The sequence below is a fragment of the Mesorhizobium sp. WSM4849 genome (assembly GCF_055811385.1).
On the sequence record NZ_JBVVPW010000020.1, the window covers coordinates 66,340 to 81,945 of the forward strand.

At 63.3% G+C, this 15,606-nt stretch carries 16 protein-coding genes and 2 pseudogenes; 10 read left to right on the forward strand and 8 right to left on the reverse strand.

The window, feature by feature from the left end; translation table 11 throughout:
• Positions 1-465: 465 nt before the first annotated feature.
• From AC0L3L_RS22320 to AC0L3L_RS22330, 3 genes are all read left to right on the forward strand, one after another.
• Complete coding sequence (locus AC0L3L_RS22320) at positions 466-1,113, forward strand: recombinase family protein (RefSeq protein ID WP_473639113.1); 648 nt, start codon at positions 466-468, stop codon at positions 1,111-1,113.
• A gap of 231 nt (positions 1,114-1,344) precedes the next feature.
• Complete coding sequence (locus AC0L3L_RS22325) at positions 1,345-1,923, forward strand: hypothetical protein (protein WP_473639114.1); 579 nt, start codon at positions 1,345-1,347, stop codon at positions 1,921-1,923.
• On the forward strand, positions 1,920-2,693 hold the full coding sequence (locus AC0L3L_RS22330) for a ParB N-terminal domain-containing protein (protein ID WP_473639115.1): 774 nt from the start codon (positions 1,920-1,922) through the stop codon (positions 2,691-2,693). The genes AC0L3L_RS22325 and AC0L3L_RS22330 overlap by 4 nt, the downstream gene beginning before the upstream one ends.
• Positions 2,694-2,839: 146 nt before the next feature.
• Here AC0L3L_RS22330 and AC0L3L_RS22335 read toward each other — a convergent pair whose 3' ends face one another.
• From AC0L3L_RS22335 to gshB, 3 genes and pseudogenes are all read right to left on the reverse strand, one after another.
• Complete coding sequence (locus tag AC0L3L_RS22335) at positions 2,840-3,790, reverse strand: HNH endonuclease family protein (RefSeq protein WP_473639116.1); 951 nt, start codon at positions 3,788-3,790, stop codon at positions 2,840-2,842.
• A 93-nt stretch (positions 3,791-3,883) separates the two neighbouring features.
• Positions 3,884-4,525 (reverse strand): annotated as a pseudogene (locus AC0L3L_RS22340) (magnesium chelatase domain-containing protein); the annotation flags it as partial.
• 180 nt (positions 4,526-4,705) lie between these two features.
• Complete coding sequence (gene gshB, locus AC0L3L_RS22345) at positions 4,706-5,647, reverse strand: glutathione synthase (protein ID WP_473639117.1); 942 nt, start codon at positions 5,645-5,647, stop codon at positions 4,706-4,708.
• A 400-nt stretch (positions 5,648-6,047) separates the two neighbouring features.
• On the opposite strand from gshB, the gene AC0L3L_RS22350 reads away from it, so the two are divergent.
• From AC0L3L_RS22350 to AC0L3L_RS22380, 7 genes and pseudogenes are all read left to right on the forward strand, one after another.
• The gene (locus AC0L3L_RS22350) at positions 6,048-6,815 is read left to right on the forward strand and encodes an SDR family NAD(P)-dependent oxidoreductase (RefSeq protein WP_473639118.1); all 768 of its coding nucleotides are present in this window, start codon (positions 6,048-6,050) and stop codon (positions 6,813-6,815) included.
• Between the two features lie 14 nt (positions 6,816-6,829).
• Positions 6,830-7,762 (forward strand): 2-dehydro-3-deoxygalactonokinase, encoded by a 933-nt coding sequence (locus tag AC0L3L_RS22355; RefSeq protein WP_473639119.1) that lies wholly within the window; start codon positions 6,830-6,832, stop codon positions 7,760-7,762.
• Complete coding sequence (locus AC0L3L_RS22360) at positions 7,759-8,400, forward strand: 2-dehydro-3-deoxy-6-phosphogalactonate aldolase (RefSeq protein WP_473639120.1); 642 nt, start codon at positions 7,759-7,761, stop codon at positions 8,398-8,400. Before AC0L3L_RS22355 ends, AC0L3L_RS22360 begins: the two co-directional genes overlap by 4 nt.
• Positions 8,397-9,278: an SMP-30/gluconolactonase/LRE family protein gene (locus tag AC0L3L_RS22365; protein ID WP_473639121.1), complete on the forward strand. Its 882-nt coding sequence runs from the start codon at positions 8,397-8,399 to the stop codon at positions 9,276-9,278. Before AC0L3L_RS22360 ends, AC0L3L_RS22365 begins: the two co-directional genes overlap by 4 nt.
• A gap of 178 nt (positions 9,279-9,456) precedes the next feature.
• On the forward strand, positions 9,457-10,527 hold the full coding sequence (locus AC0L3L_RS22370; protein WP_473639122.1) for a D-alanine--D-alanine ligase family protein: 1,071 nt from the start codon (positions 9,457-9,459) through the stop codon (positions 10,525-10,527).
• Positions 10,528-10,571: 44 nt separating this feature from the next.
• Positions 10,572-10,995 (forward strand): annotated as a pseudogene (locus AC0L3L_RS22375) (FAD-dependent oxidoreductase); the annotation flags it as partial.
• A 96-nt stretch (positions 10,996-11,091) separates the two neighbouring features.
• Complete coding sequence (locus AC0L3L_RS22380) at positions 11,092-11,373, forward strand: cupin domain-containing protein (protein ID WP_473639123.1); 282 nt, start codon at positions 11,092-11,094, stop codon at positions 11,371-11,373.
• 23 nt (positions 11,374-11,396) lie between these two features.
• Here AC0L3L_RS22380 and AC0L3L_RS22385 read toward each other — a convergent pair whose 3' ends face one another.
• From AC0L3L_RS22385 to dnaJ, 5 genes are all read right to left on the reverse strand, one after another.
• A complete protein-coding gene (locus AC0L3L_RS22385) occupies positions 11,397-11,684 on the reverse strand; it encodes a DUF1330 domain-containing protein (protein WP_095491289.1) in 288 nt (95 codons plus the stop codon).
• A 269-nt stretch (positions 11,685-11,953) separates the two neighbouring features.
• Positions 11,954-12,637, reverse strand: a complete 684-nt coding sequence (pyrF, locus tag AC0L3L_RS22390; RefSeq protein WP_473639162.1) for an orotidine-5'-phosphate decarboxylase — start codon at positions 12,635-12,637, stop codon at positions 11,954-11,956.
• Positions 12,638-12,657: 20 nt separating this feature from the next.
• Entirely contained in the window at positions 12,658-13,254 is a 597-nt protein-coding gene (locus AC0L3L_RS22395) for an NADPH-dependent FMN reductase (RefSeq protein WP_473639124.1), read from the reverse strand.
• A 264-nt stretch (positions 13,255-13,518) separates the two neighbouring features.
• A complete protein-coding gene (gene pmtA / locus AC0L3L_RS22400; RefSeq protein WP_473639125.1) occupies positions 13,519-14,124 on the reverse strand; it encodes a phospholipid N-methyltransferase PmtA in 606 nt (201 codons plus the stop codon).
• 143 nt (positions 14,125-14,267) lie between these two features.
• Complete coding sequence (gene dnaJ, locus AC0L3L_RS22405) at positions 14,268-15,398, reverse strand: molecular chaperone DnaJ (protein WP_473639126.1); 1,131 nt, start codon at positions 15,396-15,398, stop codon at positions 14,268-14,270.
• Positions 15,399-15,606: the final 208 nt, after the last annotated feature.

Sequence of the window (15,606 nt, forward strand, 5' to 3'; positions counted from 1 at the left end):
CTTCTCTCACCGAGCGAAGCGCAGCAAACCTGCCTTGCCACAGGAACACCGGATCAGCCTGCGCCCCTCGTTGCCTCATGGCAGCAGGTAGCGCTGCTGTACACATGGTCAAGACACGTATCTTCTGGTCGCTTCGACGGTTTGCCAAGTATTTGGGAAAAAAATGCGCGCCCCCCGATCAGATCATCGCCGCGCGTCGGTTCCCCCCTGCCCCCGGTCAACTGCCCAACGTGCCCCTCGGCGAGCCTACGACACACGGTGCTGGGAATGGGGCACACCAAACCCAATGTCGCGGGGCACCGGCCGACCCATTCGGCGCTGTGGCATTGGCAGGAGCGGCGTGGCGGGAGGTTCACTTGGGTGTGCCCTTTCCGAACCGGCTTCGGTCTGGTTCGAGAAATACCCCTTGACCACTCAAAGCGAACCGCTTATTAGCGAACCAGTCAAAACGAACTGGAGGGCATTGTGACATTCATTCGAGCGTATCTGAGGGCGTCGACCAAGGAACAGGACGCCGGCCGCTCGCGAGAGGACCTTGAAGCGTTCTGCCGGGAGCGGGGGCTGACCATCGCCGCAAGCTACGAGGAGAACGAGAGCGGGGCTTCGCTGCACAGGCCAGAGCTGTTCCGGCTGCTCAGGGACAGCAAGCCCGGCGACATCTTGCTCACCGAACAGGTCGACCGCCTGAGCCGCCTGTCGGACAAGGACTGGGACCAGCTCAAGAGAGAGATCAAGGACCGAGAGGTCAAGGTCGTGGCACTGGACTTGCCGACCTCGCACATGATGCTGAAGACCGAGGACGCCTTCACCGGGCGGATGTTCGACGCGATCAATGGGATGCTGCTCGACATGCTCGCCGCCATCGCCCGCAAGGACTATGACGACCGACGCCGCAGGCAGGCTCAGGGGATCGCGAAGGCGAAGGCGGAGGGGCGCATGAAGGGGCGGCCAGAGGATGCCGAACGCAACGAGGCCATCTTGGACATGCTCCGGAACAAGCAGAGCTGGAACACCATCGTCAGGGCGACCAACTGCTCTCGCTCGACCCTCGCCAAGCTGGCAAAGCGCCTTGCTCCTCCCGACGCCTCCGTGGCGACCCCTGACGCTGAGTAATGAGGCTGGGACACATTTGCGGTTGTCCCTGTCACTCGCCCCGCAGTAGACGCTTGCCCTCCCGCCAATGCGGGGTGGCTACTTTGAGGATGATGACCATTGACCAACTGGATGGCTAAGCGCGAGCGGAAGGCCGAAGTGAAGGGCCGGGCGAATGAGCCCAGCGCGATGTTTACCCGATGCCGCGTGGTCGGCTGCGGCAGGCCGGCCCGTGCGGGCACAGGAGACGGCTTGGATACGCGCTTCTGCCGTTCCCATGCTGATCGCTACGCTCGCCACGGGAGCCCCTACAGGCCGTCCTATGGGGCACGAGAGATCAACCCTTACCGGGGCTCTGCTCTGGCGTGGCTGGAGGCGAACCAGAACGACACCTACGTGGCTAATGCAGTCGACCGGGTGGAGACACTTCTGCGGACCGCAGGGCCTCATGTGGAGGCGTTCAGGTTGCGGGGGCTATCACCAGAGGAACGCGCGAAGGCCGCCTGGGCGAGGCTCAGGAAGGCCGGCATCGACCCGCGTCGTGTCATCGCCGCGTGGCTGGCGGTCGAGATGATCATAAGGGACGACCCACAGGCGGAGCGCAAAGCTGAGTTCAAGCAGGTGCAAGCCGCCAAGCTCGTCCACAGGATGGCCTCAGGAACGCACAAGCGATGGGGCGAGGGGCCAGCCGCGAAAGAGTTGCACATCTACCCAAGGCCGCGTGGAAGGGTCCTGAGGCACATGGGCGAGGCATTGGAGAAGGCGTGTGAGTTGCTGGTCGAGAAGCACCGGCTGCCCACCTTGGAAGCTCCTAAGAAGGAAACAGCATGACAGATCAGACATCCAAAGCGCAGGCCAACTCCGCCCGGGTCAGCCTATCGGCCCTCATCCAAGACGAAGCGACCCAGATCAGGGAAGGGATCGACTGGAAGCTGGTCGAGGAATACCGGCGGCACATGCAAGCCGGCGCGATCTTTCCGCCCATAACAGTCGCGCCTGTTGATGATGATGACCACCAGCGGGGCTTTGTGCTGGTGGACGGCTGGCACCGAACAAAGGCCGCAGAGGCAGCCGGGAATGCCTCCATTGACGCCACAGTCGTCACAGGTGCGAGCCCCGATGAATACCGCTGGATCGCTGCTCAGAACAACATGACCCATGGCAAGCGTCTGAAGCCCAGCGAAAGGCGCGAAGTCTTCAAAGCCTATGTCAAAGCTGGCAGGCATAAGAAGCCGGGCAGGAAGAGCCATGCGGTCCGGGTGAAGTCCGCGCGTGAGATGGCACGCGAGCTTGGAGGTCTTATCTCTGCCCGCACTGTGCCCGCATGGATGAGGCAGGAGTTCCCATCGATCTGGAAGCTCATGAACGAAGCGAGGGAGGTGGTGGAGACCGGGGCCGAGTTCGGCAAGCCCAACCCAGACGACTACTTCGCCGCGAACACGGAGCTGGCTCTCCAGCAGGTCATCGCGAACTTTCGAGCGGTCAAAGCTGCCGATGTTCAAAGGAACCTACTGCAGGCCATCGCGAAGGCCGCAGCCGAGGCAGCTCGAATAGCCACTGGCACGGCGGAAATGCCGGCAGTCTTGCCAGACGATTTCTGAGCGAAGCATGCGACGCTGAGCAAACCCTTATACGGCAAGCGGTTGGGGCACGAAGTGCGCAAATGCGCGGTGCGGGGGGAGCAAAGTGAGCTTGAACGCCTGCTGCACAAGGCGTTAGTCGCGCCCGCCTCGTATGCGGCGGCGGGTCAACTGATCGGGTCGGCAGCTACTCTAATCCAGTGCTCTAACAGCGCTTCTTGGAGCGGCAAAACTGTTCCAAGGCGTACCTGCTGACCATGCCATTGAGCGATGTCCGCCACTACTGTTGAACCCCTCTTCGCCACGTTCACGTGAATACGGAACTCTGCGTCGAGCGTGTAGAGACCGAGCTCGAATGCCCTGTCGTGAGTGAGGCACAGGTACAGACCGTTACCAGTGTGACCCCTGAGCGAAGGGTTGTCGCTCCACCTCGCTATGTGGGACGCTACCAAGAACCGATCATCGTCCACCGAGCAACCGGGGAAGCAACATCTGCCGCCGTACAACGCTCTGACTGCCTGGGCAAACTCCCGTTGGCCTACGCGCCGCTTTATTTCGGACAACACCGAAGCCGTTTTGACAACGGCGACGCCTTTGGCTGGTGACGTCTGCAGCAAGTCGTCGAACAGCGCCTCGAACAAGCCATCGTCGACCTCGCTGAGGTATGCGCCGTTGAGGCATTGAAGCCTCCCAGCCTGCCGCACGAAGAAGACATTGCGTCTGTCGGCGCCCTTCGCCCTGTTCCGCTCGAAGTAAGTCTCAAGGGGCTCTCGCCTTGCCCTGAATACCTCGCTGAGGTTGATGGGCACTTCAAATGGGGTGAACTGCTCAAGTTCTGCCCGAAAAAAAGCCTCGGAGAATGACCATCCCTTGGGTTCCGGAGGCCGGTCAGCGGTTGAATAACCGTCTGATGCAGCGATCGAATACCCCACGAACTCCGCGTGCGGCGGAACGCCCCGCAGGTGGAGAACCACATCGCCCGCTTCGATCTCTGCGACCTTGTTCCAGAAGGGCCAAGAGCTCCCATTTTCCTTTTGGACCGGCGCCCACACACACTTTGTGAAGCCCCAAGAGCCCCCTCCATGAGTGTCGTCGCGCGACATCTCAAGGTACAACATCGCTGATCTCCCCGTCCCTCGCCACCTGAATGACGCTACTGTCTACATCAATGGCGTCCAAGGCCCGAAATAGGGGTCTTTCGTCCACAGCTTGAGCAGATTGTGGCCGCCGGCCGCCGCCACTTCGAGTGCCCGCTTGGCGGTCTCCTGGCCCTTGATGTCGGCGAGATCCGGCAGGTCACGCGCCGAGGCATGGATGCCGGCCTCCGGCCGCGACAGCACCTGCGTGCCGCGAAAATGATTGGCGATGGAGATCAGGCTGCGTGGCGCCAGGATGTCGAAATCCTTGCCGGCCCACGCCGCTTCCGGGCCGCAGGCGAAAGGACAGATCAGGCCCTTGCCTTCGGCATTGGCGCCGATCGCCGCCGGCAGCGCGCCGGCCACAGCGGCGATGGTGCCGTCAAGCGACAGCTCACCAAGCACGACATAGCCGGACAGCATGTCGCCCGGAATGGCGCCCAATGCCGCCATCAGGCCGAGCGCGATCGGCAAATCGTAATGGCTGCCTTCCTTGGGCAGGTCGGCCGGCGCCAGATTGACCGTGACCTTCTTCGACGGCATCGACAGGCCCGACGCGTGCAGCGCCGCCTGCACCCGCTCGCGGCTTTCGGCCACCGCCTTGTCGCCGAGGCCGACGATGTGCATGTTGACCTTGCCGGGCGCGATCATCACCTGCACGTCGACCGGTACGGCCTCGATGCCCTGGAAAGCGACCGTACGGACCCGCGCAACCATTTTTTCACCCCCGGATGCAGGCTTGCCCAAGCCTCTGCGATCATGCCGCGAACGGCTTCGCCGCAGACAACCACAGATTTACGGCTGAGGCAAGAACATTACGGGAACAATTGAACGCTAAGCTCCGATGGCGTTGCGTCGGCTACGGGTCGGAAAACCGCTGTTCCGCTAAGCATGCGCTTACTTGCGTTTGTCCTCGACCGCATCCCAGAACAGGCTCGCAATATCGGCGCCACCAAAACGCTGCACCTCGCGCAAGCCGGTCGGCGACGTCACGTTGATCTCGGTCATGTAGTCGCCGATCACGTCGATGCCGACGAGGATAAAGCCGCGCTCCTTCAGCGACGGGCCGATGCGCGCGCAGATCTCGCGCTCGCGCGCTGTCAGTTCGGTTTTTTCGGCGCGGCCGCCGACATGCATGTTGGAGCGTGAATCAGTCTCGGCCGGCACCCGGTTGATGGCGCCGACCGGCTCACCGTCGATCAGGATGATGCGCTTATCGCCGGCGCGCACCTCCTTGAGATAGCGCTGCACGATGTAAGGCTCGCGGAACAACTGCCCGAACATCTCGAGCAGCGAGGCAAGGTTGCGGTCGGCCTCGTGCAGGTGGAAGATGCCGGCGCCGCCATTGCCGTAGAGCGGCTTGACGATGATGTCGCCGAACTCCTTGCGGAAGGCGGCGACCTCCAGCGGGTCCTTGGTGATCAGGGTTTCCGGCATCAGATCGGGAAATTCGGTGACGAAGATCTTTTCCGGGCTGTTGCGCACCCAGGCTGGGTCGTTGACCACCAGCGTCTTGGGATGGATACGCTCGAGGATATGCGTCGTGGTGATGTAGTTCATGTCGAACGGCGGATCCTGCCTGAGCAGGATGACGTCCATCTCCGACAGGTCGGTGCGGACTTCTTCGCCGAGCGAATAGTGATTGCCCTTCTCATCGCGGACCTGCATTGCCTCGATGCGGGCAAACACCTTGCCGCCGCGCAGCAACAGTCGATCGGGCGTATAATGGAAGAGCTGATGGCCGCGCCGCTGCGCTTCCAGCGACAGCGCGAAAGACGTGTCGCCGGCAATCGAGACGGTGGAGATGTGGTCCATCTGGACGGCGATTTTCAAAGGCATGGCGGATCTCCGGCGGATCGTATGGGCTGCTTGCTTGCCTGTACAACCTCGCTGGTCATCTGCCAATCGCGACATTTTGAGGATTGCCTGCTGCAAGCGGGCGTCTGTCGGTCAGTTGCAGACAAAGCGAGGCTGTGCGTGCGCTCGATGCCTTCGTGGGTTGGCCGCGCTGCGAGGACGCGTAGTGGGGCGTGATCGTCTTTTTGTCTGACATAAGCCTCCGGAATCCGTTTTTCTCCCTTGCTCCCCCGACCGGGCTGGCTAGGATGCGCGCCGATTGAGCCTACAGCGCCGAGCTTCCTTTTTGGACGCGCAAAGGACGCTATAGCACTTTGATTTTGCGCATGATCCTTTCCGAAAATCGAAACCGATTTTTGGGGTCATGCGCAGGGAGAAAAAGATGATGCCATCGGCGCGCTTTGCCGACCTTGAAGGTGCTTCGGTGCTGATCACCGGCGGCGGTTCCGGCATCGGCGCGGCGCTGACCGAGGGTTTTGCCCGCCAGGGAGCGAGGGTCGCCTTCATCGACATCGCCGATGGCCCGAGCCTGGCGCTGGCCGACCGCATCGAGAAGGATCTTGGCCGGCGGCCCCTCTATCTTAAGACGGACATACGCGACATCGAGGCGCTGCGGGCTTCAGCCGCCAAGGCGGCCGAAGCCCATGGCGACGTCACCGTGCTGGTCAACAATGCAGCAGTTGACGATCGCCACGCGGTGGAAGATGTCACCGTGGAGTTCTGGGACAACAACCAAGCGGTTAATCTGCGTCCGCATTTCTTCTCCGCACAGGCGGTGGCACCGGGCATGAAGCGCGCCGGCGGCGGCTCGATCATCAACTTCACGTCGACATCGTTTCTGATCAACCACCCCGATATGCCGGCCTATACCGCGGCCAAGGCCGGCATCGTCGGCCTGACCAAGGGGCTTGCCGGCAAGCTCGGCGCCGACGGCATTCGCGTCAATGCGATCGCACCCGGCTGGGTGATCACTGAGCGGCAGAAGGAGCTCTGGGTCACCGAACAGGCGCTCGCCGCCCATATTGCCAAGCAATGCATCAAGCAGGTGATGCAGCCGGAAGACATTGTTGGCACGGTGCTGTTCCTGGCGTCGGATGCTTCGCGCATGCTGACCGCGCAGATGCTGATCGTCGATGGGGGCTTCCTGTGAACTCAGCGAGCAACATGCCTTCTGTGGCCGCTGTCGACTGGGGCACGACCCGTCTCAGGGTCTGGCTGGTCGATGAGGCCGGAAAAATCCTTGCCGAGCGTCGCGGCGACGACGGGCTGATCACCGCGCAAGCCGCCGGGTTTTCGACCATCCTCGAAGGCCATCTGGCGGCGATGGGCGCGCCGGAAGCGATGCCCGTCATCATCTGCGGCATGGCCGGATCGCGCCAGGGCTGGCTCGAGGCGCCCTATGTCACCGTGCCGGCGCCGATCGGTGCCATCCTTGCCGGCGCTGCGCGCGTCCCCGGCCAGCGCCGCGACATCCGCATCGTGCCGGGCCTGGCCCAGCGCCAGGCCGACGCGCCTGACGTCATGCGCGGCGAGGAAACGCAGCTTGCCGGCGCCGGTTTGCCGTCAAAAGGCCGCCATCTCGTCTGCATGCCCGGCACCCATTCGAAATGGGTGCTGGTCGAGGACAGCGCCGTTACCGGTTTCTGCACATGGCCGACCGGCGAGCTGTTTTCGGTGCTGGCGGCGCATTCGATCCTGCGCCATTCGCTTGGCGAGCAGCCCCAGCCGGTTGCAGCAGGCAATCCGTTTTTCCGGCGCTGGTGCGAGCAAGCGCTGGCCGAGGGCGGCGATGTCACGTCGAGGCTGTTCTCGATCCGCGCCGCGGGCCTGCTGCAGGACCTGAACCCCGACGATGCCGCTGCTTGCCTGTCCGGCCTGCTGATCGGCGGCGAGATCGCGTCGGCCAGCCGCCGTTATGGCAAAGGCGGGTCGGTCGTGCTGGTCGCTTCCGGCGCGCTCGGCACGCTCTATACTGAGGCGCTCGGTCTTGCCGGACTTGCGGTGAGAGCCGTCGATGCCGACGAGGCAGTGCGTGCCGGCTTGATCGAGGCGGCGCGTGAAAATGGCATGATGGCCGGAAGCGGAGTTGTAGCATGACCGAGACCGCACCGTTTCCGAAGCTCGGGCGCGGCCTTGTCGCCATCCTGCGCGGCCTCAAGCCGGACGAGGCGGTGGCCGTTGGCCGGGCGATCTTCGAGGCCGGCGTCGAAGCGATCGAAGTGCCGCTCAATTCGCCGGACCCTTTTGCCTCGATCGCGAGGATTGTTGACGCGCTGCCGGCGACGGCACTGGTCGGCGCCGGGACTGTGCTGACCGCGACCGATGTCGATCGCTTGCACAAGGCCGGCGGGCGGCTGCTGGTCAGCCCCAACGTCGATGCCGATGTCATGGGCCGGGCGATGCATTACGGCATGGTGACGATGCCCGGCGTGTTCACGCCGACCGAGGCCTTCCAGGCCATCCGGCTCGGCGCCTCGACGCTGAAATTCTTCCCGGCGAGCGTGCTTGGCGCGGCCGGCATCGCGGCGATGCGCGCGGTTTTGCCGGCTGAGACGCTGGTCGGCGCCGTCGGCGGTGTTTCGGAAAAGGACTTTGCCGGCTACAAGGCGGCCGGCGTCAGCGTCTTCGGCCTCGGCTCCAGCCTGTTCAAGCCTGGTATGAGCGTCGACGAGGTGGCAACGCGGGCGCAGGCCGCAGTCGCGGCCTGGGATGCGGCGTTTGGAGCGGCAGGATGAGTAAAGCCAACGTTTCGGTTTTTTCCGACCATGTCTGCCAGCTCGGCGAAGGTCCGAGCTATGACCCCGCCACCGATACGCTCTACTGGTTCGACATCGTCAACGGCCAGCTTCTGGAAAAGCGCCTTTCCGGCGGTGCGGTCAAAATCCACGAGCTTGGCCAGATGGCCAGCGCCATCGCCATCATCGATGAAGAGAGACAGTTGATCGCCACCGAAACCGGCCTGCATGTCCGCGACGTGGCGACCGGCAAGATGACACTGCACACGGCGATCGAGGCCGACAATCCGGCGACACGCTCGAACGATTCGCGCGTCCACCCCTGCGGCGCCTTCTGGATCGGCACGATGGGCAAGGGTGAGGAAAAGGCCGCCGGCTCGATCTACTGGTTCTCTAGGGGAGAGTTGCGCCGGCTTTATTCCGACACCACGGTGTCGAACTCGATCTGCTTTTCCGAAGATGGAACGGTCGCCTGTTATACCGACACCAGCACCGGCCTGTTGATGCGCGTCGCCTGCGATCCAGCGACCGGCCTGCCGGTCGGCGAACCAAAGATCTTCGTCGATCACCGCAAGGCCAAGGGCTATATCGACGGTTCGGTGCTCGATCGCGACGGTGTTCTTTGGAACGCCTGCTGGGGCGGCAGCGTCATCGAAGCGTACGGGCCTGACGGCAAGCTCATCCGATCGGTCGCGATGCCGGTGACGCAGCCCTCCTGCCCGGCCTTTGTCGGCAGGGATGCCGACCGGCTGGCGGTCACCTCTGCCTGGTCGGGCAAGGATGAGAAACAGCGCCTGCTGGATCCGCAAGCCGGCATGACGTTTCTGGTCGATATTCCGGTCAACGGCCGCTTCGAGCCGCGCGTGCTGATCGCCTAGACCATGATCCCGAACCTTCGGTTCGGAAAGATCATGGTCAAACAGGAAGATCGCGCCTGCACTGTCGCGCAGGCGTCCAGCTGACGTCGGTTTTCCGCGAAAGCCTGATACATCCGCCGTGCGATGGTAGGCAATCGCGCCGCCAGGACCCGTTTATCCCCGGGGGATCGTTCATCTCATGTCAAGCCGCAGGCCGAAGCTGATCCTTGTCTACGAGCCGGAAAAGGCCTGCTTCGAGCGGCTGGTTGCCGATGGCCACGTGCCGGCGCGCGCCGCCGAAATCGCCTCCTATCTGGCGCAGTCGACCGACATCGCCCCTGAGTTCGACGCGCTGGCGGCAGCCTGCCAGATGCGCGGCCTGTCCTTCATGCCGGTGGAACTCGACGATGCCGCAAGCGTGCTTGCCGGTGAGGACCCGGACACGACGCTCGTCTGGACGCTGACCGACGGCGTCGCCTATTTCCGCGGTGGCGCGGCACCGGCTTTGGCGAGGCTGAACAGCCTGAAGGCGCTCGGCGCCGATGATGCGCTGTTTGCACTGTGCCAGGACAAATTCCGCTCCGGCGCCGTGCTCGGCGCACTCGGCCTGCCGGTGCCGCAATCCGGTTTGGCCCGCGACGGCCGCTGGCTGGTCGAGCCACCGGCTTCGCCAGCCGGCTGGTTCGTAAAGCCGAACCGGCTCGGCGCCAAAATCGGCATCTGGCCGGATTCGCGCAGCAGCGATCTCGGCCACGCGCTGGAGCTTAGCCGGCGCGTCTTCGCCGCCTATCGCGACGACGTCGTCGTGCAGACCTATGTCGCCGGGCGCAATGCGCGCGCGAGTTTTCTCGGCCTGAAGCCGGACACCGGCGTCGAGGCGCTCGGCATCGCTTTTGTCGATGCCGGCGGTGATTTCCAGACCATGGCGGACAGCCTGGCACTTTACGGCGACACCGGTGAGGCTGCCAGGGCGGCGGGAACATATGCCGAGCCGGTACTGCTGCCGGTCGCCGCCAGCCAGCTGCGAGCCGATGCAAGGATCCGACGGATCGCGCAAAGCCTGATGGTCGGGCTCGGCCTGCGGGATGTGTTTTCCATCGATTTCCGGGTCGAAGCCGACGACAGCGTCCATCTCATCGAGTTCGAGGTCTGCCCCGGCCTGCCCTGCTTCGATTTCCGCGCCTATTGCCGCACGCAATGGGAGATGGGCCTCGCCGACGCAATGGCCGAGACCGCTGCGAGTCGTTTTGGTCGATTGGCGGCGTGTTGAGCAGAAATCCTGCGTGAAGCTGCCCGGAACCCTGCAGCCAAGTCACCCGGCAGGCGACGGTCGACAAGCTGCACAAGATCCTGACGACGCTTCTGCCGCAGACCAAGGGGCTCAGGCTCGACCATGCGTGGTGTGGAACGCTGGGCGTGCCGCGTGACTGGCGCACGACGGTGGGCTTTTGACAGGCAGACCGGAATAGGCTGGGCCGGCGGCTATGTCGGCCTCGGCGTTTCCACGTCGAACCTCTCGGGACGTACATTGAGGGACCTGCTGCTGGACAACGACACCGAGCTGACGCGGCTTCCCTGGGTCAATCGAACCGTGCGCAAATGGGAGCCGGAGCCGCTGCGCTGGCTCGGCCTCCATTCGATCTATCAGCTCTATCGAATCGCCGACGAGCGCGAAGCAAAGGGGCTGCCGCGCACATCGCGGCTGGCCGCCCTGGCCGATCGCATCACTGGGCATTGAACCGCATCATCTCGAGGATTTAGGAATGATCGACTTCAAGACCTTCGCCCACCTGGCGCATATCGACCTCGGTGAGCCCCAGCCGAACCCACTTCGGTGGAAGGCGATCAGCTGGAAGCAGCCAACACCCTCTGGACTTCGGAAGATGGCAAGATCGAAGTCGGTGTCTGGGAATGTTCGCAGGGCCGGTTCACCGCGCGCCGAGACACGAATTCCGAGATTTGCCACATCGTCTCCGGCCGCGTGACGCTGCACGGTCCCGACGGCGCCGCCAAAGATGTCGGGCCTGGCGAATTGCTTGTCCTGCCGCTTGGCTGGGAGGGCGAATGGACCATCCATGAGAAAACGCGCAAGCTTTACATCCTGCATTCGATCTGACCGCCGCAGCGGTTGCCGCTGAACTAAACCCCTTCGACCAGCACGATCTCGCCGTCGGCTACCTTCTGGCGGATCGCCACGGCGCGTTGATACTCCGGCGAGTGATAGCAATCGTGCGCCGCCGCCAATGACGGAAACTCGATGATCACGTTGCGGTCGCGGCCCGGCCCTTCTGCCTTTTCATGCGCACCGCCTCGTGCCAGGAAAACGGCGCCGAAACGATCGAAAGCCGGTTTGGCTGCAGTGACATAGTCCTTGTAGCCTTCCGCATCGCGCACATCGACGCGGGCGATCCAGTATCCCTTGGACATGCTTTTTCTCCTCGTTTTGGCCGTGCGGACCGATTTTGAAAGTCGCTACGGCGAGACGGCTGGGGGTGTTTTCGAGAACCGGAGCGGAGCGTACTTAAAGTATATGAGCAACCGAAGCGGAGAAAACGCCGGCCAGACGGCCGCCGGAGTAGAGTTTCGGAATCGGTCCCTAATGCATGTCGCGCAAAAGTGTGCAGCGGTTTTGCGATAACGACATGCATAAAACAACCTAAAGCGCGGCGCATGAGGCCGGTCAAACGCGACGCGCTTTAGGCCGAGCGCATTTCGTCAAGAATTGCTTCCGCGACCGCTCGCCTGTCGGCGGCGCCGACGATCGGCCGGCCGACGACGAGATGGCTGGAGCCGTTGCGGATCGCCTGCGCCGGCGTGACCACGCGTTTCTGGTCGCCATGGTCGCTGCCCTTGGGCCGTATCCCCGGCGTGACGACGGCCATGTTGGGCCCGACGATCCGGCGCACGGCTTCCGCTTCCTCGGCCGAGCAGACGATGCCCCCCATGCCGGCATGCAGCGCCTGTTCGGAGCGCCTCAGCACCAGCGTATGCGGGTCATGCTCATAGCCGGCGTCGATCACGTCCTGCTCGTCCATCGAGGTCAGCACGGTGACGCCAAGCAGGCAGAGATCGCTGCCCCTGGCGGCCTCGACTGCTGCTTTCATCGTCTTCGGATAGGCGTGCAGCGTCAGCATGGTCATGCCCATCCTGGCAATGGCCTCGACGCCCTTGGCCACCGTGTTGTCGATGTCGAGCAGCTTCATGTCGAGGAAGATCCGGGTGCCGCCGCTGGCGAGCTCGCGGGCGAAGTCGAGGCCGCCGGCGAAGGCGAGCTGGTAGCCAATCTTGTAGAAGGTGACGACCCCGTCGAGCTCGCGCACCGCCTTCTCGGCTTCGTTCAGCGTCGGCACGTCGAGGCCGACGATCAGCCTGTCTTGCATGGTTTCGGCGCGCTGCTGGATCACGCCTCGATCCGCGTCGACAGCATGCGCGAGGTTTCGATCAGCGTGCGGCATAGGTGCTCCATCGATCTGTGCAGTCTCTCGTCCCTAAAATTCCCGTCCTCATCGAAGGCGTTGCCGCCCTCCGGCACCGAGCACTCCGGCGTCACCACCTCCATCTGGCAGCGCACCAGCACGGCGCGCAGATGGTTGATGCAGCGTACCCCGGCGAAGCGTCCTTTGGAAGACGAGCAAAGACCAGCGGGCTTGCCGGTGAACGGCCTGAACGACCGCCCGCCATCCATGCGCACCCGGCTCACCCAATCGATGGTGTTCTTGAGCAGCGGCGGGATCGAGCCGTTATATTCGGGCGTCGCGATCAGCAGCCCGTCATGGGCGGCGATCTGCCGGGCAAGCTTGATGGCGTTTTCAGGAATGCCTTTCTCCTTTTCCAGGTCCTCGTCGAGGATCGGCAGCGGATAGTCGGCAAGCGAGATGCGGGTCACCTCGGCACCCTGCAGGGCGAGTTCCTTCTGCGCCACATCGGCCGTCCTGCCGCTGTAGGCGCCAGTGCGAATCGAGCCCGCGAAGATGAGAATTTTCGGGATCACTGCCATTGGCCACCCTTGTTCCCGGACAGGTACAGCCAAGGATCGGTCAAATCAACGCACCGGCCCAAAAATCGAAAAGCGATCTTTTGGGCACATGCGTGAAGGATGTGTTGAGATTCAGGTCAGGCCGAGCCGGAGTCGAAGACGGGCGCGAAGCGACCAAACAGGTTGGTTCCGAGAACCGGAGCGGAGCGTACTTGAAGTACGTGAGCACCGGAAGCGCAGGAAGCTGCCATTTGCAGGCCGGCCCCACCTGAATATCGGCACACGCTAATGCGCCCCGCGCCGGTAGATCCACAGCTGCGTCGGCGGGATGTTGCGGATGACGAAATGGAAGTGCTCGACCGTGTAGTCGCCGCGGCCGGGCGGGATCGGCGACAGCGGACCGTAGGTCAGCTGCACGATCGGGCGGCCTGTCGGTATGCGGTCGAGAAGGCTTTCGACATAGGCGATGCGCTGGGCGACCGGGAAATTGAGCAATGGCACGCCGGAGACGACCGAATCGAAGGTCAGGCCGCTCTTGTCGCCGAGTGTCGCATCGAGATTGAAGGCGTCGCCCTCGATGACGTCGACGCCGGGATAGAGCTGGCGCAGATGGCGCACGAAATCGGGGGAGTATTCGACTGCGTAGAGATTTTCAGGCTTTACGCCCTGGGCGAGGATGGCTCGGGTGATGACGCCGGTGCCGGGCCCGACTTCGAGCACCGGCAGGCCCGAGTTCGGGTTGACGACGGAGGCCATCTTGCGGGCCGTAATGGAACTGGTCGGCACGATCGAACCGACCGCCTTCGGCTTGTCGATCCAGCCCTTGAAGAACTTCAGTTCGTCGTCGAACTTTTCCGCCAGCGCCTTTCGCAGTCCGGGACCATGTGCCATGCAAGTTCTCCTGAACGTTCCCCCCGAGAGGCTACTTAGCAGCTACGCGGTCCAAGGCAAGGCGGATGCCGGCATAAGATGTTGATGACGCTAGGGAAGCTTCCGCTCAGTTGTACTCTACACCCGATTGGCGGGAATCGGCATCAGCGCTCGCCGAAGGCTTCGAAAAAGTCCTTCATGCGGGCGAAAAAGCCGCTCGACTGCGGCGAATTATCCTTCGAGGAAAGCTGCTCGAACTCCTCCAGCAACTCGCGCTGGCGGCGGGAAAGGTTTTGCGGCGTTTCGACCGCGGTCTGGATATAGAGATCGCCGACATTGTGCTGGCGTAGCACCGGCATACCCTTGCCCTTAAGGCGGAATTGGCGGCCGTTCTGGGTGCCTTCCGGCACTTTCACTTTCGTCTGGGTGCCGTCCAGCGTCGCCACCTCGAAGGAGCCGCCAAGTGCTGCCGTCGTCATCGAGATCGGCACCTTGCAGTAGAGATCGGCCCCGTCGCGCTGGAAGAATTCGTGCGGCTTGACCGCGAGGAAAATATAGAGGTCGCCCGACGGGCCGCCGCGCAGGCCGGCCTCGCCCTCATTGGCAAGGCGGATGCGGGTGCCGTCCTCGATGCCGGCCGGGATGTTGACCGACAGCGAGCGCTCCTCGGTGACGCGGCCCTGGCCGGCGCATTTCGGGCACGGCTCCTTGATGGTCTGGCCACGCCCCTGACATTGCGGGCAGGTGCGCTCGATCGAAAAGAACCCTTGCGTGGCGCGTACCTTGCCGTGGCCATTGCACATCGAGCAGGTGACGGGCTGGGTGCCGGGCTTGGCGCCGCTGCCGGAGCATTCCGCGCAGGAGATCGAGGCCGGCACGTGGATCTGCGCTGTCTTGCCGGTAAACGCCTCCTCAAGCGTGATTTCCATATTGTAGCGCAGGTCGGCGCCGCGCTCGCGGCCACCTGAGGAGCGGCGCTGGCGCCCGCCCATCATGTCGCCGAAAATATCCTCGAAGATGTCGGCGAAGCCGCCGGCGCCGAAGCCGTGTGCGCCGCCGTTCATGCCGCCCTGTTCAAAGGCGGCGTGGCCGAAACGGTCGTAGGCCGCGCGTTTCTGCGGGTCCTTCAGCGTCTCGTAGGCTTCGTTGATTTCCTTGAATTTGTGCTCGCAGGCATGATCGCCGGGATTGCGATCGGGATGGAACTGCATGGCGAGCTTGCGGAAAGCGCTCTTGAGCTCCTTCTCGTCGGCCCCCTTTTGCACGCCCAACGTTTCGTAGAAATCAGCTTTCATCTTTTCCTGCAGTCCGGATATTCAACGTCTTGAAGCCTTGTTGCGTCGTTTGCCGGCACGCTGTTCCGATTTAGGTGCGATGGAGCCGGGATGCCAGTGTTGACACGGGCTTGCTCGCACTTTTTCGATCAGGCCCGCACTTTTTCGGCCAGAGTTGCAAAAAAGCCCGGCTTTGCGCCGGGCTTTCTGCCTAAACCTGCCATCCGGC